Origin of the sequence: Amycolatopsis saalfeldensis (assembly GCF_900110575.1) — a bacterium.
GTDB classification, from domain to species: Bacteria; Actinomycetota; Actinomycetes; order Mycobacteriales; family Pseudonocardiaceae; genus Amycolatopsis; species Amycolatopsis saalfeldensis.
The window spans coordinates 18,238-45,040 of the sequence record NZ_FOEF01000037.1 but is presented as its reverse complement, the minus strand read 5'-3'; the positions used below and the strand labels follow the sequence as shown (position 1 = coordinate 45,040).

Below are 26,803 nucleotides of genomic sequence, written 5' to 3'. Positions count from 1 at the left end.
CCGGCACCGATGTTCGTGACCACGGACCAGGCCAGCTGATCAGTGACCCCGACCCACAACGTGCAACTACCCGATGCGCGCCCGTCCTGCGTGTCGGCGAAAACACCCGGATACCCACCGATAGTGACCGGCTCGAAGTAGGCCTGCTTCGCCTTCTGATCGTAGATATCGCTGATGCCGCCCTTGTTCTGCGGCACCGCGCCAGCGTCGATCCTGTTCTGTGCGTTGCCGGAGGAAGTCCACCCACACAACGTCGGCGGACCCTGCACAACCTCGCCCGCCGCCAGCCCGATCTGCTTGAGCTGGGCATCGGAAAGCGCGGAGCAGGGGTTGTCCAGCAAGCTCTGCGCCGACAACGGAGCCGGCACCTTCACTGACGGCTCAGCTCCTGCCGGCGGCGGCGCCGAGGACGTATTCGTCGAACCGGCCGAACCACCACCACATGAGGAAAGCAGAAGAGCCGCGGCCAGTGCTGCACCGGCCGAAACGGCAAAACGACTGTGTGAGCGGGACAACATCGTGCGCACTCAGAATCCTCCGGATTTCCCAGCAGCGTCGGCGGCTTCCTGCTCCGCCACTGTGATCTTGTTCTTCGCGGCCCTCAACGCCGTGAGGAAGTTGTTGACGTAGTCAACCATCGCTTGATTCTGATCCAGCAACGACTGCCCCGACGGGTTCGCACCTGTCTCGACGAAGTTATGACTGGCGGGCTCGTCGCCCGGCGGCGTGACGTTGGCGATGAGCCGCGCCTTGGTCAGGTCATCTTGACAGTCGTGGAGCATGTCTTCCCACTGCTTGATGACCCCGTCGACCTCGCCTTCGCTGAACTTGTAGCCCCCACCCTGGCCATAACTGCCAACCTGGATAGGTGGCACAGGAGGTATGTCGGCCATGACTCATCGTCCCCTCGATGATTCGTCTCGCTACCCCAATGCGGCGAGATCAGCAGCTTGGATGCTAACGCAACGAAGCTGGTTCCTGCCCGGATGGAGCGATACCGCTGGAGCGCTCGAGGCATGGACCCAGCGTCATCACCCTCCTTTGGCGTGCCGAGCCCACCCCTCAACGAGGAAAAGGCCGCCGCGGCCTGCACAGTGTTGGGCGGGGACTCTCGCCATGCTCAGCTCTTGCCGCGCGGCTTCAGCGCGGGCGAGACGGCGATATCAAGGTCTCTGCTACTTTCCGTCGACCACTCGTCACTCAGCCCTCGATGTCGGAGGGTGCGCCGTTTCCCGAGATAACCAGGTTTGTGCTGATTGTCCACCCGCTGCCGCCAGCCGCCGTAGTAGGTTGGAGCGCGAGGTATCGGCGGCCACGTCGAGCCTCCGCATGTCCGTATATACGAGAACGCCCGGAGAAGCAGTCCCGCATGGTCGGCGGTCTTGCCGAGCTTCCGTGGGACCGGGAGGTTCTGCGCGACGGGCAGAACGGGGCAGGCGAGCAGACCCGGGTGCACCAGTTCTTCGAGGGCACGCTCGCCATCACGGTCTACGACGTGAAGACGGGAATGTGGCGGGCCGGCGCTACGAGGTCAAACTGCGAGCCGACGATTGACAAGGTACTCCGCCAGCTCGCCCGCGACCCGACTCTGCGGGCGATTGGGGAGCGCAGCGCCCAGATCGCAATCGGCCTGATCAGCGGGAAAGGCCGGACCGGGGCGACCCCGGAAGGTAGTGGTCTGACAGACCGCGCAGGCTCCGTCAGCCAGGGAGCCCGCGCGGTTGGGCCGTCGACGGGGGCGTTGTCGGTCCGGTAACGATGACGGCCTGGAAAAGGCCTGATCACCGGCCACCAGAGCCGCCCGAACTACCGGGTCGAGATCAGCTCAGCCCTTGAGCAGGGCCCGGGCCATCACGACCTTCTGGATCTGGTTCGTCCCCTCATAAATCTGGGTGATTTTCGCGTCGCGCATCATGCGTTCGACGGGGAAGTCGCGGGTGTAGCCGGCGCCGCCGAAGAGTTGGACGGCGTCGGTGGTGACCTCCATGGCGGTGTCGGAGGCGAAGGTCTTTGCGGCGGAGGCTATGAAGCCCGCGCGCTTGTCGCCGCGTTCGGAGGCTGCGGCGGAGGCGTAGACGAGGTGGCGGGCGGCCTCGATCTTCGTGCCCATTTCCGCGAGCATGAACTGCACGCCCTGGAATTCCGCGATCGACTTGCCGAACTGGCGGCGGTCCTTCACGTACGCCACCGCCGCGTCCAGCGCACCCTGCGCGATGCCGAGCGCCTGCGCGCCGATCGTGGGACGCGTGTGGTCCAGCGTCCGCAGCGCGGTCTTCAGGCCCGTGCCCGGCTCGCCGATGATCCGGTCCGCGGGGATGGTGCAGTTCTCGAAGTAGATCTCCCGTGTCGGGGAGCCCTTGATGCCGAGCTTGCGCTCCTTCGGGCCCACCGAGAAGCCCGGGTCGCCCTTGTGCACCGCGAACGCCGAAATGCCGTTGGCCTTCTTCTCCGCCTCCGGGTCCGTCACCGCCATCACCGTGTACCACGACGATTCGCCGGCGTTCGTGATCCAGCACTTGGTGCCGTTGAGCACCCAGTGGTCGCCGTCCAGCCGCGCGCGCGTGCGCATCGACGCGGTGTCCGACCCGGCCTCGCGCTCGGACAGCGCGTACGAAGCCGAAGCCTCACCCGACGCGATCGCGGGCAGCACCTGCTTCTTCAGCTCCTCCGAGGCGGACAGGATGATCGGCTGCGTGCCCAGCTTGTTCACGGCCGGGATCAGCGAGGCCGACGCGTCCACGCGCGCGACCTCTTCGATCACGATGCACGCGCCCACGGCGTCCGCGCCCTGACCGTCGTAGGCCTCGCCGATGTGCACAGCGTTGAAGCCGGACTTCACCAACGCGTTGTAGGCCTCAATCGGGTAGCGCTCCTGCTCGTCGACCTCCGCGGCGTACGGCGCGATCTCCTTCTCGGCCAGAGCCCGGACAGCCGCCCGCAGCTCCTCGTGCTCCTCGGCAAGCTGGTACAGGCCATCGGCCACTTCCGTCACCTCTTCTGCAGCGTTGGGAGAGTTCCGTCGATGTTAGCGCTCGTTCACGCCGGTCGTCGGCTTCGTCCTTGTGTCTTTGGCCGCAGAATTCGTAAGGTCGGGTGATGGCCATCACCGCGTCGACGCCGCCGCCCGGATTGCCCCGTTCGCTCGACTATCCCGAGGTACAGGCGGGTTCGATACTCGCCGGCGCCGCCACCCGCTACGGCGACCGCACGGCCTTCGCGCTGGGCGACGAGAGCCTCACCTTCGCCGAGATCTACTCCGCTGCCTGCCGCTTCGCCAACGCGTTGCGCGCCCGCGGCATCGGCCACGGCGACGTGGTCGCCATCCACCTGCCGAACTGCCTCGCCTACCCCATCGCCTACCACGGCATCCTGCTGGCCGGGGCCACCTTCAGCCCGACGAACCCCCTGCTCCCGCCCGACGACCTGGCGTTCCAGCTCACCGACTGCGAGGCGGCCGCCGTGGTCACGTTCGGGCCGGTGGCCGGGACGCTCACCGCCGTCGCCGACCGGATCCCGTCGCGGCTGACGATCGTCGTGGCCCCCGCGGCGGAGGGCGATCTCGGACCCGGCACCGTCGAGTTCCAGGCCTTCCTGGCCGACCAGCCCGACACCAGGCCGGACGTGACCGTCGACGTGCACACGGACCTGGCGCACCTCGCGTACACCGGAGGCACCACCGGCCGGTCGAAGGGAGTGCAGCTCACACACCGCAACATCCTGGCCAACAGCCTCCAGAGCGCCTGCTGGAGCAGCGGTTCGGTACCGGTGCTCGACGCGAACGGCGACGTCGTGATCGACCAGATCGGCAGCGAGGACGAGTTCCCGGCACGGCTCGGCACCGGCGTCGCGATCAACCTGACGCCGTGGTTCCACGCCATGGGAGTGATCGCCGGGCTGAACTCCGCGCTGCTCAGCGGCTCGACGATCGTGCTGCATTCGCGCTTCGACCCGGTGGCCTACGTCGCCGACGCCGAACGCCTGCAGGTCACGTCGCTCGGGGGCGCGCCCGCGCTGTTCGCCGCGCTGCTGGCGACGCCGTCGTTCCACACCGCCGACCTGTCGTCCGTGCGCGGCATCGGGTCCGGCGCGGCGCCGATGAACCACGAGATGATCCGCGCGCTGCAAAAACGCTTTCCCGGCGTGATCATCGCCGAGGGCTACGGCCTGACGGAGATGACGATGGGCGCGGTCATCTCCCCGTCGTACCGCTCGGGCCTGCGCAAGGTCGGTTCGGTCGGCGGGCCGGTCTTCAACACCGAGCTGAAGGTCGTCGGCCCGGACAGCGAGGAGCCGCTGCCGCCGGGGCAGGAGGGCGAGGTGTGCCTGCGCGGCCCGCAGATGATGCGCGGCTACCGCAACCGACCGGAGGAGAACGCCGCCGCCCTCGTCGACGGCTGGCTGCACACCGGCGACATCGGCGTGATCGACGAGGACGGCTACCTGTCCATTGTGGATCGCAAGAAGGACATGCTGCTGTACAAGGGATATAACGTGTTCCCGCGCGAGCTGGAGGAGCTGCTGATCGCCCTGCCGGGCGTCCGCGCGGCCGCGGTGATCGGCCGCCCCCGCGACGACGTCGGCGAGCTCCCCGTCGCCTTTGTCGTCCGCAAGCCGTCCGAAACGCCCGACGCCGACCGTCTCATCGCGATGGTGAACGAGAAAGTGGTGCCCTACAAGCGTTTGCGCGAGCTGCACTTCGTGGACGACATCCCGGTGTCCGCGGCGGGGAAGGTGCTGAAGCGGGAACTGCGCAAGCAGCTGCCCGAGTTCAGCTGACCCGCCGTCCCGGGGGACGCCGCCACCATGCGGGGCCCTACTTGCCGGCCTTCTCGCGGAGGGCGGCGTCCTTGTCCAGGACCAGTTGTTCCAGGTCGGCCTGGAACTGGGTGATGCGGGCCTGCAGGTCGGGGTCCGCGGCGGCGAGGATGCGGACCGCGAGGAGGCCGGCGTTGCGCGCGCCCCCGACCGACACCGTGGCCACCGGGATGCCGGCCGGCATCTGGACGATCGACAGGAGCGAGTCGAGGCCGTCGAGGTACTTCAGCGGGACCGGGACGCCGATCACCGGCAGCACCGTGGCCGAAGCGACCATGCCCGGCAGGTGCGCCGCGCCGCCCGCGCCCGCGATGATCACGCGCAGGCCGCGCGAGGCCGCGGACGTGGCGTAGTCCAGCATGCGCTGCGGGGTCCGGTGCGCCGAGTAGACGCCGACCTCGTACTCCACGCCGAACTCCCCGAGCGCCTGCCCGGCGGCTTCGAGCACCGGCCAGTCCGAGTCGCTGCCCATGATCACGCCCACTTGCGGCGCCATAGTGCTCCCTTTCAGTGGATCTCGTAGCCGTCGAGCCAGACGGCGTGGGACAGCCAGTGCGCGGACAGCAGCGCGCGGTTGCGCAGGTCCTCCATGCGCTCCCCGGCGAAGTTGACGTGCCCGAGCTTGCGGCCGGGCCGGTCTTCCTTGCCGTAGAGGTGGATCTTCACCTCGGGGTAGCGCGCGAAGAGGTGGTGGACGCGCTCGTCGGTGCTCATCTGCGGGGTGACGTCGGCGCCGAGCACGTTCGCCATCACACACGCGGGCTCGATCAGGTCCGTACGGCCCAGCGGGTAGTCGAGCACAGCGCGCAGGTGCTGCTCGAACTGCGAGGTGCGGGAGCCGTCCATCGTCCAGTGGCCCGAGTTGTGCGGGCGCATGGCGAGTTCGTTGACCAGCAGGCCGGTGTCGGTCTCGAACAGCTCGACGGCCAGCAGCCCGGTGACGTCGAGCGTCGCCGCGATCCGCAGCGCGAGGTCCTGCGCCTCGTGCACCCGCGACTCGCTCAGCCCCGGCGCCGGCGCGAGCACCTCGGTGTTGATGCCGCCGGTCTGCACCGTCTCGACCACCGGGTACGCCGCGCCCTGCCCGAACGGCGAGCGCGCGACCAGCGCGGCCAGCTCGCGTTTCATGGCCACCTTCCCCTCGACCAGGAGCGAGGTGCCCGCGTCGAGCAGCTCCGGCACCGTCTCGCGCGCCTGGCGGGCGGTGTCGAGCATCCAGACGCCGCGGCCGTCGTACCCTCCTCGCGAGGCCTTGAGGACAACCGGCCAGCCGTGCTCGTCGCCGAACTTCACCACGTCGTCCACAGTGGACACCTCGGCGAACGCCGGGCCCGGCACGCCGAGGCCCGCCATCATCTCGCGCATCACGAGCTTGTTCTGCGCGAACCCGAGCGCCGACGGCGCGGGCCGGATGACAAAGCCCTCCATGGCGAGGGTCAGCAGGTGCTCGCCGGGGACGTGCTCGTGGTCGAAGGTGAGCACGTCGACCCCGCCGGCGAACGAGCGCAACGCGTCGAGGTCCGTGTGGTGCCCGAGCACCACGTCACTGGCCACCAGTGCGGCGGAATCGCCCTCGCTCACCGCGAGGATTCGCAGCGACTGCCCGAGCGCGATCGCCGCCTGGTGCGTCATCCGGGCGAGCTGGCCGCCGCCCACCATTCCCACGACGGGAAGACCGGTACGTTTGTCCATAACGCCGCCCAGGTTACTGGGCGACTCCCGGTCGAGCCGCGGGTACCTGGCGCTGTTGACGCAGCTCACCCGGCTTGTGGGCCGCGTTGGCGCCGCGGTGGGCCACACTGGTTGGTTGGAGATGTCGCCTTGCCGCGGCATTGGCCCCGGTGCGGGGCTGCCTGCGGAAGCACGGGCTTGCGCCTGCTCGGCCGCCTCAGTCCCGGCAGGCAGCCGGACGCCTTGGTTCCGACACGCAGCCGGACGCCCTGCCCGGTTCCGCTCCCTGCCTCCGCACGTGCCCGGGTACTGGCCCGCTGCCGCCCGTGCCTGGACCCGGCCCGTTTCCGCAGGCTCCAGTCCTGGCAGGCAGCCGCACGCCGTGGCTTCGGACGCGTCTCGGTCCTGGCCCGCGGCCACGCGCCCCGGCCCACTGCCGCAAGCGCCTCGGCCCCGGCAGGCAGCCACGCGCACTGGTCCCGGCCTGTGTCCGCAAGGGCCCGGCCCCTGTACGCAGCCGTGTGCCCGGTCTTGATGGACGTTCCTGCGCAGGGCCGCGGAATCCGCTTATTCGGCCGGTTCCGGCTGCACCGTGGGCGCGGTCGTGCGGGCTCGCAGGCGGAGCTCGCGGACGGACAGGGCGAGGATGGCCGCCGCGGCGGCGAGGACGTAGGCGTTGCCGAGTACGGACCAGCCGAAGCCCCAGGTGAACTCGGTGTTGCCGCCGTTCGGGACCAGCATGACGATCTGCGAGGCGAACAGCGCGGCGACCAGCAGCGCCCACCACCGCCTGCCCTTGACCACCAGCAGGCACACCAGCGGCACCGCCCATACCCAGTGGTGCGACCACGACACCGGGGATACCAGGAGGGCGTAGAACGCCGTCACGAGCAGCGCGGCCGCCTCCTCACCCCGGCGGTGCCAGCGGACGACCAGCCACACCGCCGGCACGGCCAGCACCGCGGCCACCGCGATGGCCACCGCCATCGACCACGGCGCGAGCGACGACGCGCGGTTGACCAGGCCGTTCAGCGACTGGTTGAAAATCCAGTGCACCGAACCCACCCGGCTGGGATCGGAGACCGACTCGGTCCAGAAACGCCACGCGTCGCCCGGGATGACCGCGAACATCACCGCCTCCAGGCCCACGAACGTGCCCAGCGCGCGCAGCCCGTCCTTCCACCGGCCGGTGAAGAACAGATGCGGGACGAAGATCAGCGGGGTCAGCTTCACCGCTGCTGCCACGCCGATCAGCACACCGGCCCACCGGCTGCCGCTTCGCCGCACGCGCTCGCCAGCCGAGCCCACCTGGCCGTCGGCGCCCGGGTTTCCCGCATCCAATGAGCCCGCCATGCCAGGCAAGTCCGCAGCTCCGGGCGCACCTGTCGAGTCCGCAGCCCCAACCGAACCCGGACCCGCGGCACCCGCCGAGATGGCGGCGCTCACCGGACCACCGGCGCCGACAGAACCAGCCCCAGCCTCGGCGACGCCCGCCGAGTCCCCCGACTCCGCCGAAACGGCAGCACCCACCGAGCCACCGGCGCCAACCGAACCAGCCGCGTCCGCAGCCCCGGTGAAACCCGCCGAGTCCCCCGAAACGGCAGCACCCGCCGAGCCACCAGCGCCAACCGAACCAGCCGGAGCCGAGCCCCCCGGCCCGGCCAAGCGCCGCGAACTCGCGCCCCGGGCCGACAGCACCAGGACGTCGAAGACCACCAGCGCCATCAGTATCAAGTTGATCTGGCCCAGGAACAGTGTTTTCCACACCGGTTCCAGCACCAGAACGATGGCCGTGCCCGCCGGCAACCAAACCCCGGACGGCCGCGCTACCACCGCGATCACGACAGTAAGCGACACCACCGACAAAACCGCGATCACGCCCCAGACCAGGCCCGACGGCGCCAGCACCAGCGGCACGAACAGGGCCGCCGCGGCCGGGGTGTAGGTGAACGGGAGCCGGACCCAGTCCGGGAGGGTCGTGAGGTCCGATGAGGTGTAGAGCGGCTCGCCCTTGAGCAGGGTCAGGCCGCCGGCGCGGTAGACCGCGCTGTCCGCGCCCACGTGCCAGCCGGCCAGCCACACCACGACTCCGAGCACCGCGGCGGCCAGCAGCAGGGCGGCGGTCAGCAGACGCGCGAGCCGCGTGCGCGGGAGCCACCGGCCTGGCGAACGCGGCTGCCGAGAACCGGAGCGCCGGGAACACGACCGGGGGAACCACGACCCCGGCTGCCGCAACCATGACAGCCACGAACGCGGGCGCCGTAAGACCGCAGGCGGAAGAGAATCAGTCGCCTGGTGTGGTGTCGGCATACTGCGTGGCCTCCTCCGGCGGGCGGCGGCCGCGCGCCCGGCGCTGCAGGCCCCACCGGAAGATCAGCGCGAGGCCGAGCACCACCGGCATCAGGATGTAGGCGTCGCCGAGCACGTTCTGCCACACCTTCCAGTGCAGCTCCACGTTGCGGCCGTTCGGCAGGATCAGCAGTACGCAGCTGACGAACACGAACGCCACCAAACCGGTCCCGACCCAGCGTTTCCACGCCGTCGCCGGGGTGGTCTTCGGCAGGCGGGACACCAGCAGCACGATCAGCGGCACGACCCACACCCAGTGGTGGGTCCAGGAGATCGGCGAGATCAGCAGGATCCAGAACGCCGTGACGAGCAGCGAGGCAAGCGCCTGCCCGCGGCGGTGGAACCGGATCACCAGCCACAACGCCGGGATAGCGAGCAGCAGGCCGATCCCCATCGCCGCCTTCGACGCCCACGGCGCGAGGTCGGTGGCGCGGTTCATCAGCGCGTTCAGCGACTGGTTGCCCGCCCAGTGCACGGGGCCGATGCGGCCGGTGTCGGGCAGCGTCGAGGTCCAGTAGCGGAACGCGTCGTGCGGGTTGACCAGGAACATCAGCGCCTGCATGAGGACGAACGTGGCGAGCCCGCGCAGCGCGTCCTTGCGGCGGCCGGTGATGAACAGGTGCCCCAGGAACACGATCGGCGTCAGCTTGATCGCCGCCGCGACGCCCACCAGCACACCGCCCCAGCGGCTGCCGCGCGCGCCGATCACCAGCATGTCCAGCAGGACCATGGCCATCAGGATCAGGTTGATCTGGCCGAGGAAAATGGTGCGCCACACCGGTTCCAGGCCGAGGAAGACCAGGAAGAACACGATCGTCGAACGGGCGGGCGAGGCCCACCAGCGCGGGCCGTCGGCGGCCGGGCGCGGCAGGGCGCCGATCGCGATGCGGATGGAGAGCGCCATCGCGCCCAGTGAAACGGCCGTCAGGAAGCCCCACGCGACCTGCGTCGGCACCGCGGCGAGCGGGACGAACAGCAGCGCGGCCGTCGGCGGGTAGGTGAATGGCAGCAGCGCCCACCCCGGCTCCGGGTCGAGCGTGTTCGCGTCGTAGAGCGAGTGTCCGTGCAACAGGGTGAGCGCGCCGGCGCGGTAGACCGCGCTGTCGACCCCCAGCGCCCACTCGTGCGTCCAGCCCCAGATGCCGCACCCGATCGCGACCAGCGGGATCACCGAGAGAATCAGGATCGACCGCGGGCGGACGGAGAGCCGGGCGAGCGACCGGCGCAGGGCCAGGCGGGGTAAGCCTGCTCTCGCCGGAGCTTGGGCTTCGGCGGCAGAGGATACGGTCCTGGTCACCCCATCAGGAAATCATGACCGGTGTCGAGCTGGTCCAGAAGGGTGGGAAGGATCCGGCGCCGGCGCCGGACTTGTCCGGCTATGACCGGGACAGCTCCGCGAGCAGACCGCACGCCCGTTCGTGCGTCGGCGGCAGCCGCAGCGCCGAAACGCGCGGGCGGCTGACCTCGCACAGCTGGTCGTCGACCGACAGGCGGTCGTTGAGCGCCCGCCGCAGGGCCACGCCGTGGGAGGCGAGCCGGTCGTCGCGATGGGCCAGCACGGCGACGGTGGACGGGCCGAGCGCCGCGTAGCTCTCGCCCGAGTCGAAGACGGAGCGGACGGCGTCCGCGGCCAGGATCATGCCGGTCAGCCGCGGCCAGCCGGAAACGGCCGAGAGGTCCAGGCTGACCACCAGCAGCACCTTCTCCTCCCAGCCGCCGCCGCGGTACAGCTCGGCGAGGCGGGTGCGCAGGTAGGCCGAGGACGGCAGGCCGGTGAGCGGGTCGGTGACCTCGGTGTGCACGAGCTGGTCGGTCGCGACGTCGGCCCACGCCAACGCCGTCACCCTGAGTATCCGGGCGGGCGTCGCGTCCACGTCCGGGGAGACGAAGCCGTCTACGGCCCCGGGGTCCGCGAGCACGGCGTGGAGGGCGGCCAGGTCCGACAGCGTCTCGGCCAGCCCAGCGCCGGCGGCGGCCCGCGCGCGGCCCAGTCCGGCCAGCGCCGTCTCCGACCCCAGGGCCCCGTGCCGGACGACGGCGGCACACACCGCGTCGACCTCCGGCAGGGCCCAGTCGCTGGGGAAACGCCAGCCCGCGGCCAAGCTGGCGGTGCGCCAGCGGGCCCGCAGCGCGCGCAGGGTCCGGTCCCGGTCGAAGCGGGTCCGTGCCTCCTGCCCGTCCGCGGCTCCGGACCGGGCTCCGGTCGCCGGTACGTCCACTGGCCACCGCTCCTTTCGTCCGGATCTTGTCGATCTTGGCCCGCTACATCAGAGGGACTGCACCGCCCCGTCCGCGTGACGACGTTCCGGGGCCTTTTTCCGCGCAGACGGCCAGGTCCCGGGTGAACTCATTGGGCCGTCAGTGGCGATACCCGGACCACGACGTGACGAGTGTCGCCGCGTCCGTCACACTTGTGGACGCGTTGGAGAGGTAGATCGTGGCTGGTCCGGCCGCGTGCGCGCAGAAGAAGGAGCCCCGTGTCCACCGTTCCCGCCGACCTGTCCGGTAAGAGTGACGCCGAGCTGATCGCCGAGGTGCGCGCTGGGGAAATCGCCTCCTACGGGACGCTGTTCGAGCGTCACAGCGGAGCCGCGTACAACCTGGCCAGGCAGCTCGCCCGCTCCAGCGCCGAGGCCGACGACCTGGTCTCCGAGGCCTTCGCCAAGGTCCTCGACACGCTGCGTGGCGGCAAGGGCCCGGACACCGCCTTTCGCGCATACCTGCTCACCGCGCTGCGGCACACCGCGTACGACAAGACCCGCCGCGACCGCCGCGTCGACCTGAACGAGGACATGAGCGACGCCGGCGGGGCCGTCGGAGAAGCGCTCACCGTGCCGTTCTCCGACACCGCCGTGGCCGGCCTCGAGCGCACGATGGCGGCGAAGGCGTTCGCGCGGCTGCCGGAGCGCTGGCAGGCCGTGCTGTGGCACACCGAGATCGAACAGCAGAGCCCGGCCGAGGTCGCGCCGCTGCTGGGGCTGACCGCGAACGGCGTTTCCGCGCTCGCCTACCGCGCCCGCGAGGGGCTGCGGCAGGCGTATCTCCAGGTCCACCTGCAGGAGAACAACGCCGACCGGTGCCGCGCGGCGGCCGACCGGCTGGGCGCGTGGACCCGGGACGGACTGTCCAAACGCGAGCGCTCCCAAGTGGAGAACCACCTCGACGAGTGCGAGGCCTGCCGGGCGCTGGCCGCGGAGCTGGCCGACGTCAACGGCGGCCTGCGCGCGATCATCGCCCCGATCGTGCTGGGCGGTGCCGCGCTGGGCTACCTCGCGACGATCGGCGCGGCCAAGGCGGGCGCCGCCACCGCGGCGACGGCCGGGGCCGCGGCTGTCACTTCCGGTGCCGCAGCCGCCGGTGGCGCGAAGGCGGGTGCCGCCGCCGCGGCCTCCGCGCCCCGCCAGTTCGCCGGGGTCGCGGTCTCGGGCGCGGCCATCGTGGCCGCCGTCGCCGTGGCGCTGGCCTCGAGCGGATCGCAGGAGATCCCGGTGGCGGCCCAGGTCCCGCCGCCCGCCGCGCCCGCGGTCCCGGCACCGCCGAAGCCCGCTCCCCCGGCCGCGCCCGCGGTGCCCGCCCCCCAGGCACCCCCGCCGGCCCAGCCCGCGCCGCCGCCGGTCGCGCCGCCGGCCGCTCCTCCCGCAGCACCGCCCCCGGCCTCGCCAACGCCGGCGAAGATGTCCGCGACCACGCCGTCCGGAGACCTAGAACTGCAGCCGGGCGCGGGCCCGGTCAACCTGCCCATCACCGTCCGCAATGACGGCGGCAGCCCGTCCGACCCCGTGCAGGTGGCGCTGAACCTGCCGCAGGGCGTCTCCGCGGTCCCGGCCGGCGGTGGTGGCGCGGTGAGCTCCTTCCGTGCGGACAGCGCAGCCGCCCAAACCCCGGCTCCGCTGGCCGTGAACTGCCCGGGCGGCACCGGCACGGTGACCTGTAAGACCGGCTCCGGCTTGCAGCCCGGCCAGACGGCAGTCCTTACTTTCCGGCTCCAGGCCGACGAGAGCGCGAAGGGGGGCGAGGTCACCGGCTCGGTCACTGCGGGCACGGCGCTGAAGGTCACGGTGACCGTGAAGGTCACCGTGAACGCCCCGCCACAGGACGCCCTGCTGCTGAAGGCGGACACCGACGGGCTGTCGGCGTTCCCCTGGACGCGCAACCCGCTCGTCTACGTCCGCGTGCGCAACACCGGCGAGACCACGAAGCCCGTCACGGTCACTTTCGACCACCCGCTGTACCAGTCGTGGAGCCTCAGCGGCTTCCCGTGCGATTCGACGGCTTCGGGCGCCACCTGCACCACTCGCAGCTCGCTCGCGCCGGGCCAGCACGTGAACCTGTGGGTCCGGCTGGACGGACGGCCCGCTCGCGACACCCCGGTCACGGTGAGTGCCGTCCTGGGCACGGCCAAGGCCAAGCCGGTGCAGCTGTTCTTCGGCTGCTGGCTGGGCATCTGCGACGTCCCGTATCCGACCACCGGGAGCCCCGAGCCGTCGGAGACGCCGACGACCTCACCGGGCACCAGCACCAGCCCGTCGAAGCCGAAGAAGCACCCGAGGCCGAGCAGCGCCCCGCCCGCGGCGCCGGCGGACCCGACCGAAACCACCGCGCCCAGCACGCCCGCGACCAGCACGAGTGCGCCGCCGGACCCCGGTTCGGGCAACTCCGGCAAACCGGGCCAGACCCCGCCGACGATCGAGCCCCGCGGCTTTTTCGACTGGCTGAGGGGGTAGCGTCGCGCGGGTGCGGATCCTGCGCGAGTTACTGACGAAGCACCGTGAGCTGCTGCGGTTCGCCGTGGTCGGCGGCATCAGTTTCCTGATCACCACGGCCATCACGTACGTGCTGAAGTTCACCGTGCTCCGGACACACCCCGTGACCGCGCTGATCGTCGGCGTGCTGGTCGCGACGATCTTCTCCTACGTCGCCAACCGCGAGTGGTCGTTCCGCACGCGCGGCGGGCGCGAGCGGGCGCACGAGGCCGCGCTGTTCTTCCTCATCAGCGGCATCGCGCTGGGCCTGAACGCACTGCCCCAGTGGGTTTCGCGCTACGTGCTGGACCTTCAGGAGCCGCACCTGACCCTGCTGGGACAGGAGGTCGCGGACTTCGTCAGCGGCATGATCCTCGGCACGCTGCTGGGCACGCTGTTCCGCTGGTGGGCGTTCAAGAAGTGGGTCTTCCCGACCGAGGGCGCCCGGCTCGAGACGGTTTCCGGCAGCCAATCGGGGGATCCGGACATTACCGGCAGGAAGGCCGCCTGAGGCCGGCGGTGACCCCGGATTCTCTAGACTGCCTGGTGTGACCGTTGTCGAAACCGTGCTGTCCCGCACGCCGGAGCCGCTGCGCGCGGTGCTGATCAAGCACCGGGAGATGCTGAAGTTCGCGCTGGTCGGCGCCACCACCTTCGTCGTCGACAACGGTGTCTGGTACCTGCTCAAGCTCAGCGTGCTGGAGTCGAAGCCCACCACCGCGAAGGCCATCGCGATCATCGTGGCCACGATCGTCTCGTACGTGCTGAACCGCGAATGGTCCTTCCGCACCCGAGGCGGGCGCGAACGCACGCACGAGGCGACGCTGTTCTTCGTGATCAGCGGCATCGCCGTGGTGGTCAACCTGATCCCGCTGTACCTGTCGCGTTACGCGCTGCACCTGGAGGTGCCGCACGTGACCAGGCTGGTGCAGGAGGTCGCGGACTTCACCAGCGGCTCGATCATCGGCATGCTGCTCGCGATGGTGTTCCGGTTCTGGGGCTTCAAGAGGTGGGTCTTCCCGGACGACCTCGGCGAGCGACGTCGTGAGCAGGTCACGCGCCTGCCCCGTTAGAAACGGGTTTGCCCGCGACCGGGGACCCGGCTTGGGGTCGCGGCCGTACTTGCTCCTTCACGGCTCCTTCGAGCTGAAGCGGCAGTCGGCGGGTAACGAGGACATCGTCTTCGACACCGTGGCCCGGCTGCTCGGCCGTCCGCCGGCTGGGCTCGCGAGCAGCGCGCCGGACTCAGCGGGGCACGCGCTCGGCGGGCCAGCGCACCTGGCCGACGTCGTCCGGGCGCGGCACCTTGAGGAACAGGCTGAAGATCGCCGGTCGCTTGTTGGACAGCTCGAGCCGGCCGCCGTCGGCCTCCACCAGCGCGCGGGCCAGCGCCAGGCCGACGCCGGTGGAGCCGCCGCCGGAGAAGCCGCGTTCGAAGATGTGCGGGGCGAGCTCGTCGGGGACGCCGGAGCCGGTGTCCCCGACCTCGATCACCACCGTGCCGTCGGCGTCGCCGCGCCGGGCGGTGAGCGTGACGGTGCCGGCGCCGTGGCGCAGCGCGTTGTCCAGCAACACGCCGATGACCTCGCGCAGCCGGCCGGGCGTGGCGCGGGCCATCAGGCCGTCGGCGACCTTCAGCCGCAGGTTGCGGCCCTCGACCCGCAGCAGCTGCCGCCATTCCTCCGCGACCTCGGGCAGCGTCGCGGGCAGGTCCATGGGCTCGGCGTCCACCTCGCGGGCCGCGCGGGCGGCGGCGAGCAGCTCGTCGAGCGCGTCGGCCAGCCGGTCCGCCTGCTCCTGCGCCGCGCGCGACTCCTCGACGACGTCCGGATCCTCGTGCACGGTCAGTGGTTCAAGACGCAGCTGCAACGCCGTGAGCCGGCTGCGCAGCTGGTGCGAGACGTCGCCGACGAGCTGGCGCTCCCGCTGCACGAGCTGCGCCAGCGCCGAACCCGACGTGTCCAGCGCCTCCGCGACCATGTCCAGCTCGGCGACGCTGTAGCGGCTCGGGTCGGGCCGGAAGTCGCCGCCGCCGAGGCGGGACGCGCGGTCCGCGACGTGCCGAAGCGGCTTCGCGAGCCTTCGCGCGGTCACGGTCGCCACCACCGCGCCGGTGCCGACCGACAACACGACCAGCAACACCACGAGCAGCGTCACCTGCGTCTGCTTCGTGCGGACCGGGCCGCTCGGGGTGGCCAGGATGACGGAGCCGTGGCGGGCCGTCGGCGCGGACTCGACCACCGGGTCCGGACCCGGGTCGAGGCCGAGGTGCTTCTCGATCAGGCCGTCGCCGCGCACCGTGAGCAAACCGCCCTGCGGGACGCCGACGCGGAACTGCCCGATGTCGATGTCCTGGCCGTTCGCCACCTGCGTGTCCACGGTCGCCGCGATGTTCCGCGCGCGCTCGGCGAGGTTCTCGCGGTTCAGGTTCTCCACCAGCCGCCACGCGGTGACGCCCAGCGGAATGCCCAGCACCGCCGCCGTCACCAGCACGGCGAGCAGGATCGCCAGCAGGATCCGGCGGCGCATGCTCATGGGACCGGACGCTATTCGACGTTGAAGCGGAAGCCAACGCCGCGCACGGTCGCGATCCGCCGCTCGCCGTCGGAGTGCGTGGACTTCGCCGGACGCCCCGCCGCCTCGTCGGCCGCGATCGCGAGCTTCCGGCGCAGCCACGACATGTGCATGTCGAGCGTCTTGGAGGTCTTCGACTCCAGGTCGTTCCACACCTCGGCGAGGATCTCGTCGCGGCTGACCACCTGGCCCGCCCTGGTCATCAGCACCCGCAGCAGCTCGAACTCCTTGTTCGCCAGCTGCACCTCGTGCTGTTCGACGGTGACCAGCCGGGCGCCGAGGTCCATCCGGACCCCGCCGGCCTCCAGCACCTCCGGCACCCGGCGCCGCAGCAGCGCGCGGATGCGGGCGAGCAGCTCGGCGAGCCGGAACGGCTTGGCCACGTAGTCGTCGGCCCCCGCGTCGAGGCCGACCACGAAGTCGACCTCGTCGGTACGCGCCGTGAGCATCAGCACGGGCAGCTCGGTGCCGCTCGCGCGCAGGCGGCGGCACACCTCCAGCCCGTCCATGCCGGGCAGGCCGAGATCGAGCACGAGCAGGTCGATCCGATGGGCGGCCGTCGCGTCCAGTACCGAGGGACCGTCGGTGACGACCTCGATCTCGTACCCCTCCCGTTGCAGCGCGCGGGACAGGGGCTCGGCGATCGCCGGATCGTCTTCGGCAAGTAGGACCATGCTCACCTCGCCAACCTTACGGTGAACCGGCGTGAAACCATCGTGATCGTGCCTGGTTATGAGGATGATCTGACGCTTGCCACCCGCCTGGCTGATGCCGCCGACGCGATCACCACGTCCCGGTTCCGCGCCCTCGACCTGTCGGTCTCCCGCAAACCCGACCGGACGCCGGTCACCGACGCCGACACCGCCGTCGAGGACGCCATCCGCGCGATCCTCGCCATCGACCGTCCCGGAGACGCCGTGGCGGGCGAGGAGCGCGGCGGCACGGCGGGCTCGAAGGGCCGCGCGTGGGTGCTCGACCCGATCGACGGGACCAAGAACTTCCTGCGCGGGGTGCCGGTCTGGGCCACGCTGATCGCGCTGGTCGAGGACGGCTCGCCGGTGGTCGGGATGATCTCCGCCCCGCTGCTGGGACGACGCTGGTGGGCGTCCGGTGGCGACGGCGCCTTCCTGCGCGACGCGGCCGGAACGAGGCGTCTCGCGGTGTCCTCGGTGGCGTCGCTGGAAGACGCGTATCTGTCCACGACGGACCTCAACTCGTGGACGGAGTACCACTCGCGCGAGAAGTACCTGGCGCTCACGGAAGCCTGCTGGGAAAGCCGCGCGTTCGGCGACTTCTGGCACCACTGCCTGGTCGCGGAGGGCGCGCTGGACCTGGCCGCGGAATGCGTCGTGAACCCGTGGGACGTCGCGGCCGCGCAGGTGCTCGTCACGGAGGCGGGCGGGCGGTTCAGCGACCTGTCCGGCGCGGCGACCTACGAGGGCGGCTCGGCGCTGTCCAGCAACGGCCTGCTGCACGACGACGCATTGGCCGTCCTCGAGCGCTGAGGTCAGCCGGCTCCGGGCAGGACCCCGACCGCGCCGCGCGCCACCTGCGACCACGCGAGGCGGCCGAAGAGGTAGTGGCAGGCGACCTGCTCGGAGCTGAAGCGGGCCCAGTCGTACCGGTTGCCCTGCTCGCGCCAGAAGACTTCCCAGCCGTTGTCCTCGACGGGCATCAGGCACCACGCGTTGTCGGCCTCGGCGCCCACCGAAACCACTTCCGCGGGCACGCCGAGCACGTCGAGCCAGCGGCGGATCGACTGGGTGTTCATCGCTTCTCCCCCGTGACCTCCGCCAGGAATCCCAGCGTCACCAGCTCGTCGGCGGCCAGCACCGCACGGTACCGGATCCCGCCGCCGGGCCCGCCGAACCACGCGGGCGACGTCGAGCGCCACATCGGGACCGGTTTCACCACCCGGTAGCGCCGATAGCCCTCGTCCACGGCGGACGGTGGCAGCGAGCGCCGCGCGAACTGCGTGCCGTCGGGGGCGAAGACGCGGCCGTGCTCGCCGCCGAAGCGGTCGAGCACCGTGTCCTTCGGCAGCACAACGGGTTCCGGATGGTCCAGACCACCTTCGGGCGGCCAGACCGGGCCGGACGGCTCGGGATCGGCCGGGGGCTCGTACCCGGTGAGCAGCTCGGCCGGCGGTTCGACGGCGGCGGGCGGCGTCGGAGTGCGGCGCAGTCCCCGAGTGACGTAATGGAGCGCGTCGCTGTCGTCGAGCAGCGCGGAATCCGGGTGGTCGAACGGGGCGCGCCCGACGTCGTCGGTTTCGGCGGGAATGGGCAGTTGCTCGGCCGGCCGCGCGGCGGCGACGGGCAGGTGGCCGATGGGGAACATGTGCACGAGGAAAAGCGCGAGCACGCTTTCCCGCTCGGTCCGCGGCGCTCCCATCGGCGGCTTTCGCCTCGGCGGCTGCGGTTGTTGCGGGTACGGCCGCTGGTATTGCTGCTGCTGGTACGCCTGCTGGTGCGCTTGCCGCGGCGCGGACGGACCCGGCTGGTACGGCGCCGGCACCCCCGGTGACCGAGACGGCCCGGGTGCGCTGCCACGGTGCGGGACCGGCGGGAGGCGATTGCCCGACGGCGGGGTCGGGACGTCCTCGAAGCCACCGGCGTCCAGCAGGCCGCCGTACTGGGCCGGGAGGCGGATCGGCCCGGTGGAGACGTCGGTGTCGGCCGGTTCGGCCTGCTCGGTCACGGGCACCCTCCGTCGGTTCCGCCGGCTCGAGGAAGGACGTTTCCCCGGCCACCCGGTTGCCGTCGCGCGCGCACAATTCCCCGATAGGGCGAATTCCGCACGCGCGGTGGCAATTCCACCTTATCGGCCGCGGTCGATCCGGCGCCGCACCAACGCCCCTGCGGGCCCGCGCCGTTCGACGAGTTCGAAGCCCGCGGGCGTCGCGCTTACCCCGCCAGGGCGTTCACCACGCGTGACGGCGAGGGCCGCCCCAGCTGTCCGGCCATCCAGACGCTCGTCTCCACCAGCTTGGCCAGGTCGACGCCGTGCTCGACGCCGAGGCCCTCCAGCAGCCAGACCAGGTCCTCGGTCGCGAGGTTGCCCGTGGCCGACTCCGCGTACGGGCAGCCGCCGAGGCCGCCCGCCGATGAGTCCACAGTGGACACGCCCGAGCGGAGCGCGGCTTCGGTGTTCGCCAGCGCCTGGCCGTACGTGTCGTGGAAGTGCACGGCCAGCGAGCCCACGTCGACGCCCGCCGCGGTGAACGAGGCGAGCAGGTTCGTGACCTGGCCCGTCGTCGCGACGCCGATGGTGTCGCCCAGTGAAAGCTGCGAGCAGCCGAAGTCCAGCAGCCGACGGCCCGCGCGGACGACCTGCTCCGCGGGCACCACGCCCTCCCACGGGTCGCCGAAGCACATCGACAGGTAGCCGCGCACCTCCAGGCCCTCGGCGCGGGCGCGGGTCACCACCGGCTCGAACATGGCGAACTGCTCGTCCAGCGTCGAGTTCAGGTTCCGCTTGGCGAAGGTCTCGGTGGCGCTGGCGAAGATCGCGATGTGGTCCACGCCGGCGTCCAGCGCGCGGTTCAGGCCCCGCTCGTTCGGCACCAGCACCGGGTACCGCACGCCCTCGCGACGGTCCAGGCCCGCGAGGAGCTGCTCCGCGTCCGCGAGCTGCGGCACCCACTTCGGGTGCACGAAACTGGTCGCCTCCAACGTGGTCAGGCCCGCGCCCGCCAGCCGGTCCAGGAACTCCAGCTTCACCTCGACCGGCACGACGGCGTCCTCGTTCTGCAGGCCGTCGCGGGGGCCGACCTCCCAGATCTCCACGCGCGGCGGCAGTCCGGGCGCCGGCACCCGCTCGGGCAGGCCCACTTCCAACGCGCCCATGTCAGCGCCTCCGACCGCGCGGCTGACGCCCCTGCGGCGGCAGCGGCTCGGTCTCCTGGGGGCCGGGCGCGCCGCGGTAGTCGTCGTACGGGTTGTCGTTGACCTCGCGGTAGATCACCGTGTGCACGCGCTCGACCCGCGGGATGTCGTCGAAGCGCAGCGGCTCGTCGGACGCCGACTCGATGATCAGCGTGCCGCAGCCGAACACCCGGTCCAGCAGGCCGTGCTCGAACTGCACGCTGTTGATGCGCGACATCGGGATGTCGATGCCGGTGCGCTTCAGCACGCCCTCGCGCGCGATCAGCCGGTCGGTGGTGACGATGAAGTGCGTGGTCCGCCAGCGCACCAGCGGCGCCAGGAACAGCCACACGACCAGCACCACCCCGACCACCCCGATGGCGATCATGGCCACGTTGTTCCACGGCGAGGGCGCGCTCGGCGCCAGCGTGAGCAGCCAGACGGCCGCGGCGACCGTGATCACGAACGCGACGAACGGGAAGATCAGCATCTTGAAGTGCGGGTGGCTGTGCACCACGACTTCCTCGTGCTGGCTGAGCAAATCGTCCGGATAGGCCACGGCGGACGCTCCCCTGGTGTGTGCTGGTCCTGGTGCACTCACCGTACCGGCGCGAAGGCCTCACGGACGCCCGGACACCGTGATTCGGCTCAAGCCGGGCGGACGTGCACGACGTCGCCCGCGAAGACGGTCAGGCGGCGCCCGTCCTCGACGTCCACCAGCAGCTGGCCGGCCGGGTCGAGGTCGGCGGCGCGGCCGGTGAGGGAAGCCCCGTCGGGCAGCTCCACCCGGACGTCCTGGCCGAGCGTGGCGCAGTGTGCGCGATAGTCCCCGAGCAGGCCGGCCTCGGTGAGGTCGCCGCCCGCCGCGCGCCAGCGGCGTTCGAGGTCGTCGAGCCGGGTGAGCAGGGAAAGCGCGACCTCCGTGCGGTCGGGGTTCACCGCGCCCTGCTCGGCCAGTGAGGTCGCGGGCAGGCCGCCCGGCCCGGCCGGCACGTCTTCGCCGAGCGGCAGCACGTTCAGCCCGATGCCGAGCACCACGGACGGCTCCGGGCCCGCGACGGCTTCGGCGAGGATGCCCGCGCACTTGGCCCGGTCCGGGCCGGCGAGGACGTCGTTCGGCCACTTCAGCACAGCGTCCACCCCCAGCTCCGAAGCGACGGAACGCACCGCGAGCCCGGCCACCACGGACAGTGAGCCCAGGCCGGCGAACGGCACCGATGGACGCAGCGCCACGCTCAGGTACAGCCCGGCGCCCTTGGGCGAACTCCACGCCCGCGCCCGGCGGCCGACCCCGGCGGTCTGCTGCTCGGCGATCAGCACGGTGCGGTCCGCGGCCCCCGAGTCGACGGCTTCCCGCAGGTCAGCGTTGGTGGAGCCGGTGACATCGACGACGTCGACCCGCGCGTAGCGGCCGGCCAGTCCCTCACGCAGCCGTACCCTGTCCAATCCGGGCGTGTCAATTCCAGGCATATGCCCACCATATGAGAGTCCCCCTAACGTGCAAGCCGCTCGCTCGTTACGGAGAGGTGGGCACTCTTTGGATAGGACAGAGTTAGATTGGACAGCGTGACACCGCCGCCCGAACCCGACGCCGTGCCTGCCACCGGCAAGGACCCGAAGCACTCCTGGGCCCGTGGCGCGCTGCACCGCGGACTGGTCGCGCTGCCGCTCGTCGCCGGGCTGGTGACGGCGGGCTGGCTCGTCGCGGACGGCAACGAACCGGCCCCGAAAACTCCCGTCGCGGCTTCCGCCAACACCGCGCCTGCGGTGTCCGGCCCTTCGGTGCTCGAGGTAAGCGCGCCGGTGCAGGCGCAGGCGCCCGGGCAGGGCGCGTCCGGCGGTGGCGGCAAATCCCCGTTGCAGCAGTGGGCCGACAACCTGAGCGGCCCGCTCGCCATCCCCGCGGCGGCGCTGATCGGCTATGCGAACGGCGAGCTGACGCTGCGTTCGGAAGACCCCGGCTGCCACCTGTCCTGGGTGACGCTCGCGGGCGTCGGCGAGGCCAGCTCGGACCACGGGCGCCAGGGCGCCAACCCGATGGGCCTGTCTTCGGCGCAATGGTCGAAGTACGGCGCGAAGATCACCGGTGTCAGCAAGCCCGCGCTCACCGACCCGGACTCGGCTTCGGTCGCCGCGGGCCGCGCCCTGTGCGCGGGCGGCACCGACCTCACCGGCGGCACCGGCTGGTGGAAGTCGGTGGCGGCGTACAAGGGAGGTAAGGACGCGGAGCTGTTCCGTCAGCAGGTGCTCGGCAACGCGCAGCTGTACGCCACGCTTTCGCTCGACCCGGCGAAGGCGAACAGCCCGGCCGTCCACGCCACCCGGTTCGCCCTCGGCCAGCTCGGCCTCCCCTACGTCTGGGGCGGCAACGGCCCCGACGCGGGCGCGGCCGGCTTCGACTGCTCCGGCCTGACCAAGGCGTCCTACGACAGCGCGGGTGTCGGCCTGCCGCGCACCGCGGACAGCCAGTTCCGAGCCATCACCCGGGTCCCCGCCACCCAGGAGCCGCAGCTGGGCGACCTGGTGTTCTACGGCAACCCGGCCACCAACATCCACCACGTGGGGCTGTACCTGGGCAACGGCCTGATGATCAACGCGCCCACCGAGGGCCAGGCCATCCAGATCCACACCTTCCACACCCCGGGCGACGACTACGCAGGGGCCGGCCGGCCCGCCGCCTAGCCAGCTGTCCGGTAAGTCATCGGAGCCAGAGAACGATCGCGGCGATGGTGAGTTCTGCCTGGTGGTAGGTGACTTGTTTGGTACACGCCCGCCGCGGGAGCCCCTGGCTGCGCGGCGGGCGATCTGGTCCTCGCGCTCGGGCCGACAAACCTGATCTGGCGAGCCCGCATTGCCGCACGGTCGAGTCGAGCCACGCTGATGCCATCCAACAGCGGAATCAGCTGCGGGTTGTCTCCAGCTTGGCCCGCGGTGAGCAGGAACCGCATCGGCAGGCCACGTCCGTTGACCGCGAGGTGGATCTTAGTGCCAGCCCGCCACGGGACCGGCCGAGTCCTTCCCCGTCCGACGACGATGGCTTCGACGTCGTCGCTGCATCCCCTTTTTCGAGCGCCGGCCGAGTGCTGATGCGCCCGGACCACACTCGAATCCATCGAGACAACCCATTCCAGGTCGCCGACGGCGTCGTCTTTGACGATCACCCGGTTCAGGATCCGGTCCCAGGCGCCGCCCTACTTGGGCCGACCACCGCAACACGACTACCAGGCACACAGCTCAACCACTTACCGGACACGCTCCAGCCACCGGTTCAACTGACCTGCTTCGCCATTTCGTCGATCGCCTTGAGCACGACGTCCGGGCGGTCCAGTGGGATGTCGTGCGAACTGTTGTCGGCGACGATCACGGTGCGATTCGGGGCGGCCGCGGCGAACTGGGCCTCGGCGTCCCGCCACAGCTGGGCGTCGTCGGGAGTGTCGAACGGGGTCTTGGACGACCTGATCACGGTCGCCGGCACGGTGTCCGGCCAGGAGACCTGGTGGTACGCGCGGTGCATCGCCCCGTAACTGGCGGCGACCGCGAGCAGCTGGCGCGTTTGTTTAGTGGACGGCTGCTTTTGCAGCTCGGCCATCTGCGCGTTGTTCGCGGCCTCGATCTTGGCGATTTCACTGTCGGTGTAGAAATTCGGGAGACTGGCGTCGACGAGCACGGAACCGGCGACCCACTGCGGATCCTTGTTCACGAAATAGGTGGCGATCTCACCGGCGAGGGAATGCGATACCAGCACGACGTCGTGGGTGGCGCCCAATTGCGTGAGCCCGGCTTCCAGATCCGATACCGCGTCCTCCACCTTCCACGGTCCGGGCACTTCGTCACTGGCGCCCATGCCGGCGCGGTCGTAGGTGATGATCGTCGATCCGGTGTCCTTGGCCAGAACCGGGACGATGTCCTTCCAGTAGGACGAATCCGCGCCGCCCCCGGCGTCCAGCACAATGGCCGGATTGTGGCCGGGGGTGACGTGGAAAGCCAGGTTGTGCCCGCCGTTGCGCACCATTCGCAGGGTCGGATCCGCGGCGGGCGGAATCGCCGAAGGCGGTGCCGGCGCAGGCGATGAAGCCGCGGCCGGGGCGGACCCGGAAGCGTCGGAAGTCCCGCACGCGGTGAGCGCGCCGAGGAGAATTGTTCCCGCGGTGAGGGCGGCTGCGGTGCGTCGAATGCGGCTGTTTTCGGTCATGGCGGAAATCTATGGCCGGGCACGCGGGCAATCGATCCGGCTGACCGGTCGGTCGCCGGTGGGGCCTGCCCTACCGGCGGCCTTGCGGGATTCCACCGCCCGGGCGACGACGGCGAGGTCAGGCCGCGTGGCCGACCGGGCCGCCGTCCCCGGCCGGCACGAACCGGGGCAGCCGGGCCGGATTGAGGTTGGCCAGCTCGTCGAAGGTGGCCCGCTCGTAGGACTTGGCCCAGGCCAGGTCCACATCGGACAGTTCACCGCCGGCCAGCCCGGCGATCAGCCGCTCGCCGTAGCCGGTGTGGTCGTGCGCGGTGAGGACGACCAGCTCGGGGAACTCCCGGCGGAGCCACTGGATCCGCCGGACCGACTCCACGTACTGACCCTCGTCGCCGGCCTGGATCGATCGCACCTGGTCCACCGCGAGGTGCCGGATGGTGTACATGGCGTCGCCGGTCAGCAGGAACCGGTGGTCCACCAGGACACTGGTGCTGCCCGGGCTGTGTCCCGGCGTGGGCAGCGCGAGGACGCTCCCGTCGCCGAACAGGTCGGCCGAGCCGGTGAACCCGCCGATGGCCGGGCCGGTGAACGAGATCGGCCGCCAGTCGGTGATCTTCGCGATCGACGGCGGGTAGGCCAGCGGAATCAGGCCGAACACCTTCTCCTCACGCGCCGCGTACTCCGCCGCGCCCAGGTACACCGGGGCGTGCGCGAACAGGTTCAGCGCGCCGACGTGGTCCTCGTGGAGGTGGGTGATGATCACCGCGCGGATGTCTTCCGGCCGGTAGCCCAGCCGCGCCAGCTGGGCCGGCACGGTCTGCCCGGACGGCAGGTCGTACTCGTCGACGTCCATCACGTGCTCCACGATCGAACCGCGGTAGTAGTCGACGTGCGCGGTCTGCTCGGGGCTGATGCCCGCGTCGACCAGCACCGGTCCGGCGGTCGGGTGCTCCAGCAGGTACGCGTGGATCGGCACCCAGATGAAGTGGCCCTTGTCCTCGGCGAACTCGCTGACCGAGAAGCCGCTCAGGCCGCCGTAGAACTGGCCGAACGGCACCTTGGTGCGGCCGATGCGCAGCGGGTGGATCTTCATGGCTCGCTCCCGTCCTCGACGGAACGGAACTGTTCCGTCGTCCATAAAACGACGGTAGCGAGCACAGCGATGGAACGCAACTGTTCCGTCGCATGTAGACTCCGGGCATGCCGACCGAGCGAAAGCCGGCGGGGGCGGCCGCGTTCCAGGAGTCCGTCACCGCCGCCATCACCGCCGCGATGTTCGATCACCTCGCCGAGATCGGCTACGCGCGCATGACGATGGATGCCGTGGCGCGTCGGGCCGGAGTCGGCAAGGCGGCCGTTTACCGGCGCTGGCCGTCTAAGCAGGCCATGCTGATCGACCGGGTCGGGGCGGTGATGCGCGGCAATCTGCCGGAGGTGCCGGACGCCGGTTCGCTGGCCGGCGACGTGCGCGGGTTCCTGGACGTGATCGTCGCGCAGACCGGGGATCCGCGGACCCGGCGGATCGCGCTGGACGTGCTGGTCGAGACCACGCGCACGCCCGAGCTGGGCACCGCCCTGCACGACGTGGTGGCCGAGCCGCGTCGCACCGCCGCGGCCGCCGTGCTGTCCCGGGCGGTCGACCGTGGTGAGCTGCGCCGTGGCCTCGATCGCGAACTCGGCCTCGACCTGCTGATCTCACCGCTGGTGATGCGCCTGCTGTTCGCCACCGGCGAGGTGGACGAGGCCTACCTGACCCGGCTGACCGCCGTGATCGTGGCCGGCCTCGACGCCGCCTGACCCCTCAGGCAGCGGGACCGAGGAGGTCCCAGCGGTTGCCGGCGATGTCACGGAAGACGGCAACCCGGCCGTACGGCTCGGTCCGGGACTCGGTGAGGAACTCGACGCCGGCGTCGCGCATTCGCAGGAAGGCGGCGTCGAAGTCGTCCACCCGGAAGAAGAAGCCGACCCGGCCGGCGTGCTGGTCGCCGACCGCCGCGAGCTGGTGCTCGCCGTCCGCGCGGGCGAGGAGGATGCCGGTCTCCGCGCCCGGCGGGCGGACGACCACCCAGCGCTTGGGCCGGCCGTCGTTGGTGCGCGACGGCGAGTCCTCGGCCAGCTCGAATCCCAAGGCCCGGACGAAAAAATCGATCGCTTCGTCGTAGTCCTCGACGATGATCGCGGTGAGGTGCAGGTGCGCCATGGGCTCAGGATTCCGGATTCAGCTGCCGTTCGAGCACCGCGGCCCCGGCCCGGAGGTCCCCGGCGAGGTCGAGCCGGCCCAGCCGCTCGTACTCGTCGGCGGCGTCCACCCGGTCGCGCGCCTCCTTTTCGACGATCGACCGCACGTCGGCCTCGGTCAGCTGACGGCGCTCCACCTCCGCCGCGCCAAGCCCGACCGCCGCCCCCGCGACGTGTTCGTTCCCGGTCACGCTCGGCGAAAGGTGCTCGACGTCGACCGCCTCGGCGTTGTCGATGGCCGCCAGAGCCGAGCGAAGTGCGGTGGTGGCGGCGCGGTCTCGGGCCTTCAAAGCCGTCGTGAGCGCAAGCCGCAGATTGGTGCGCATACGCCGCACGGTAATCGAGCGGCGGCGGCCGGG

The 26,803-nt window shown here is 71.1% G+C and carries 27 protein-coding genes and 2 pseudogenes; 8 read left to right on the top strand and 21 right to left on the bottom strand.

Annotation, left to right across the window (positions count from 1 at the left end; genetic code table 11):
• Together BMY97_RS43530 and BMY97_RS43525 are read right to left on the bottom strand one after the other, a co-directional pair.
• The coding region (locus BMY97_RS43530; protein WP_245787804.1) for a DUF3558 domain-containing protein at positions 1 to 518 on the bottom strand (518 nt) is incomplete at its 3' end.
• 9 nt (positions 519 to 527) lie between these two features.
• Complete coding sequence (locus BMY97_RS43525) at positions 528 to 893, bottom strand: hypothetical protein (protein ID WP_091629245.1); 366 nt, start codon at positions 891 to 893, stop codon at positions 528 to 530.
• A gap of 476 nt (positions 894 to 1,369) precedes the next feature.
• Between BMY97_RS43525 and BMY97_RS43520 the strand changes: the two genes are divergently transcribed.
• Positions 1,370 to 1,756, top strand: a complete 387-nt coding sequence (locus BMY97_RS43520; RefSeq protein ID WP_091629243.1) for a hypothetical protein — start codon at positions 1,370 to 1,372, stop codon at positions 1,754 to 1,756.
• Between the two features lie 69 nt (positions 1,757 to 1,825).
• Here BMY97_RS43520 and BMY97_RS43515 read toward each other — a convergent pair whose 3' ends face one another.
• Entirely contained in the window at positions 1,826 to 2,983 is a 1,158-nt protein-coding gene (locus tag BMY97_RS43515) for an acyl-CoA dehydrogenase family protein (RefSeq protein ID WP_091629257.1), read from the bottom strand.
• Positions 2,984 to 3,096: 113 nt separating this feature from the next.
• Here BMY97_RS43515 and BMY97_RS43510 point away from each other — a divergent pair, with 113 nt between their 5' ends.
• On the top strand, positions 3,097 to 4,776 hold the full coding sequence (locus tag BMY97_RS43510) for a class I adenylate-forming enzyme family protein (protein WP_177231836.1): 1,680 nt from the start codon (positions 3,097 to 3,099) through the stop codon (positions 4,774 to 4,776).
• 37 nt (positions 4,777 to 4,813) lie between these two features.
• Here the strand turns inward: BMY97_RS43510 and purE are convergent, their stop codons facing one another.
• The 6 genes and pseudogenes from purE to BMY97_RS43480 form a co-directional block, all read right to left on the bottom strand.
• Positions 4,814 to 5,311 carry a 5-(carboxyamino)imidazole ribonucleotide mutase gene (gene purE / locus BMY97_RS43505; protein WP_091629239.1) on the bottom strand — a complete coding sequence of 166 codons (498 nt, stop codon included), beginning with the start codon at positions 5,309 to 5,311 and terminating at the stop codon, positions 4,814 to 4,816.
• Between the two features lie 11 nt (positions 5,312 to 5,322).
• Positions 5,323 to 6,507 carry a 5-(carboxyamino)imidazole ribonucleotide synthase gene (locus tag BMY97_RS43500; protein WP_091629238.1) on the bottom strand — a complete coding sequence of 395 codons (1,185 nt, stop codon included), beginning with the start codon at positions 6,505 to 6,507 and terminating at the stop codon, positions 5,323 to 5,325.
• A 546-nt stretch (positions 6,508 to 7,053) separates the two neighbouring features.
• Positions 7,054 to 7,761 (bottom strand): annotated as a pseudogene (locus BMY97_RS43495) (glycosyltransferase 87 family protein); the annotation flags it as partial.
• Positions 7,762 to 8,181: 420 nt separating this feature from the next.
• Positions 8,182 to 8,796 (bottom strand): annotated as a pseudogene (locus tag BMY97_RS43490) (glycosyltransferase 87 family protein); the annotation flags it as partial.
• Entirely contained in the window at positions 8,771 to 10,132 is a 1,362-nt protein-coding gene (locus BMY97_RS43485; RefSeq protein WP_091629235.1) for a glycosyltransferase 87 family protein, read from the bottom strand. The pseudogene BMY97_RS43490 and the gene BMY97_RS43485, both read right to left, overlap by 26 nt.
• A 79-nt stretch (positions 10,133 to 10,211) precedes the next feature.
• Positions 10,212 to 11,054, bottom strand: coding sequence for a hypothetical protein (locus BMY97_RS43480; protein ID WP_091629234.1), 843 nt, complete (start codon positions 11,052 to 11,054; stop codon positions 10,212 to 10,214).
• Positions 11,055 to 11,312: 258 nt separating this feature from the next.
• On the opposite strand from BMY97_RS43480, the gene BMY97_RS43475 reads away from it, so the two are divergent.
• Genes BMY97_RS43475 through BMY97_RS43465 form a run of 3 tightly spaced genes read left to right on the top strand, consistent with a single transcriptional unit; the run spans position 11,313 to position 14,650 of the window.
• Complete coding sequence (locus BMY97_RS43475) at positions 11,313 to 13,559, top strand: sigma-70 family RNA polymerase sigma factor (protein WP_091629232.1); 2,247 nt, start codon at positions 11,313 to 11,315, stop codon at positions 13,557 to 13,559.
• Between the two features lie 19 nt (positions 13,560 to 13,578).
• A complete protein-coding gene (locus tag BMY97_RS43470) occupies positions 13,579 to 14,088 on the top strand; it encodes a GtrA family protein (RefSeq protein ID WP_091629255.1) in 510 nt (169 codons plus the stop codon).
• 37 nt (positions 14,089 to 14,125) lie between these two features.
• On the top strand, positions 14,126 to 14,650 hold the full coding sequence (locus BMY97_RS43465) for a GtrA family protein (protein ID WP_091629230.1): 525 nt from the start codon (positions 14,126 to 14,128) through the stop codon (positions 14,648 to 14,650).
• 172 nt (positions 14,651 to 14,822) lie between these two features.
• Here BMY97_RS43465 and BMY97_RS43460 read toward each other — a convergent pair whose 3' ends face one another.
• Positions 14,823 to 16,106 carry an ATP-binding protein gene (locus BMY97_RS43460; RefSeq protein WP_091629254.1) on the bottom strand — a complete coding sequence of 428 codons (1,284 nt, stop codon included), beginning with the start codon at positions 16,104 to 16,106 and terminating at the stop codon, positions 14,823 to 14,825.
• Between the two features lie 17 nt (positions 16,107 to 16,123).
• Positions 16,124 to 16,825 carry a response regulator transcription factor gene (locus tag BMY97_RS43455; RefSeq protein WP_091629252.1) on the bottom strand — a complete coding sequence of 234 codons (702 nt, stop codon included), beginning with the start codon at positions 16,823 to 16,825 and terminating at the stop codon, positions 16,124 to 16,126.
• A gap of 42 nt (positions 16,826 to 16,867) precedes the next feature.
• Here BMY97_RS43455 and hisN point away from each other — a divergent pair, with 42 nt between their 5' ends.
• Positions 16,868 to 17,656 carry a histidinol-phosphatase gene (gene hisN / locus BMY97_RS43450; RefSeq protein WP_091629251.1) on the top strand — a complete coding sequence of 263 codons (789 nt, stop codon included), beginning with the start codon at positions 16,868 to 16,870 and terminating at the stop codon, positions 17,654 to 17,656.
• A 2-nt stretch (positions 17,657 to 17,658) separates the two neighbouring features.
• Here hisN and BMY97_RS43445 read toward each other — a convergent pair whose 3' ends face one another.
• From BMY97_RS43445 to BMY97_RS43425, 5 genes are all read right to left on the bottom strand, one after another.
• Complete coding sequence (locus BMY97_RS43445; protein ID WP_091629228.1) at positions 17,659 to 17,922, bottom strand: hypothetical protein; 264 nt, start codon at positions 17,920 to 17,922, stop codon at positions 17,659 to 17,661.
• A complete protein-coding gene (locus BMY97_RS43440) occupies positions 17,919 to 18,851 on the bottom strand; it encodes a TNT domain-containing protein (RefSeq protein WP_245787803.1) in 933 nt (310 codons plus the stop codon). Before BMY97_RS43440 ends, BMY97_RS43445 begins: the two co-directional genes overlap by 4 nt.
• Before the next feature lie 206 nt (positions 18,852 to 19,057).
• Positions 19,058 to 19,999: a hydroxymethylglutaryl-CoA lyase gene (locus tag BMY97_RS43435; RefSeq protein ID WP_091629225.1), complete on the bottom strand. Its 942-nt coding sequence runs from the start codon at positions 19,997 to 19,999 to the stop codon at positions 19,058 to 19,060.
• Position 20,000: 1 nt separating this feature from the next.
• A complete protein-coding gene (locus tag BMY97_RS43430) occupies positions 20,001 to 20,576 on the bottom strand; it encodes a PH domain-containing protein (RefSeq protein WP_091629224.1) in 576 nt (191 codons plus the stop codon).
• 89 nt (positions 20,577 to 20,665) lie between these two features.
• Positions 20,666 to 21,487 carry a biotin--[acetyl-CoA-carboxylase] ligase gene (locus BMY97_RS43425; protein WP_091629222.1) on the bottom strand — a complete coding sequence of 274 codons (822 nt, stop codon included), beginning with the start codon at positions 21,485 to 21,487 and terminating at the stop codon, positions 20,666 to 20,668.
• A 96-nt stretch (positions 21,488 to 21,583) separates the two neighbouring features.
• Between BMY97_RS43425 and BMY97_RS43420 the strand changes: the two genes are divergently transcribed.
• Positions 21,584 to 22,699 (top strand): C40 family peptidase, encoded by a 1,116-nt coding sequence (locus BMY97_RS43420; RefSeq protein WP_245787802.1) that lies wholly within the window; start codon positions 21,584 to 21,586, stop codon positions 22,697 to 22,699.
• On the opposite strand, the gene BMY97_RS49745 is transcribed toward BMY97_RS43420, so the two are convergent.
• The 3 genes from BMY97_RS49745 to BMY97_RS43405 all read right to left on the bottom strand — a co-directional run bounded on the left by BMY97_RS49745 (position 22,696) and on the right by BMY97_RS43405 (position 25,299).
• Complete coding sequence (locus BMY97_RS49745) at positions 22,696 to 23,178, bottom strand: transposase (RefSeq protein ID WP_091629221.1); 483 nt, start codon at positions 23,176 to 23,178, stop codon at positions 22,696 to 22,698. The two genes, BMY97_RS43420 and BMY97_RS49745, sit on opposite strands and share 4 nt — an antisense overlap.
• Positions 23,179 to 23,285: 107 nt before the next feature.
• Positions 23,286 to 24,209, bottom strand: coding sequence for an alpha/beta fold hydrolase (locus BMY97_RS43410; RefSeq protein WP_091629219.1), 924 nt, complete (start codon positions 24,207 to 24,209; stop codon positions 23,286 to 23,288).
• A gap of 118 nt (positions 24,210 to 24,327) precedes the next feature.
• Positions 24,328 to 25,299 (bottom strand): N-acyl homoserine lactonase family protein, encoded by a 972-nt coding sequence (locus BMY97_RS43405; RefSeq protein ID WP_177231835.1) that lies wholly within the window; start codon positions 25,297 to 25,299, stop codon positions 24,328 to 24,330.
• 107 nt (positions 25,300 to 25,406) lie between these two features.
• On the opposite strand from BMY97_RS43405, the gene BMY97_RS43400 reads away from it, so the two are divergent.
• Entirely contained in the window at positions 25,407 to 26,003 is a 597-nt protein-coding gene (locus tag BMY97_RS43400) for a TetR/AcrR family transcriptional regulator (protein WP_091629216.1), read from the top strand.
• Positions 26,004 to 26,007: 4 nt separating this feature from the next.
• Here BMY97_RS43400 and BMY97_RS43395 read toward each other — a convergent pair whose 3' ends face one another.
• Both BMY97_RS43395 and BMY97_RS43390 read right to left on the bottom strand, forming a co-directional pair.
• The gene (locus BMY97_RS43395; protein ID WP_091629214.1) at positions 26,008 to 26,406 is read right to left on the bottom strand and encodes a VOC family protein; all 399 of its coding nucleotides are present in this window, start codon (positions 26,404 to 26,406) and stop codon (positions 26,008 to 26,010) included.
• Positions 26,407 to 26,410: 4 nt separating this feature from the next.
• Positions 26,411 to 26,770 carry a GatB/YqeY domain-containing protein gene (locus BMY97_RS43390; RefSeq protein ID WP_091629212.1) on the bottom strand — a complete coding sequence of 120 codons (360 nt, stop codon included), beginning with the start codon at positions 26,768 to 26,770 and terminating at the stop codon, positions 26,411 to 26,413.
• Positions 26,771 to 26,803: the final 33 nt, after the last annotated feature.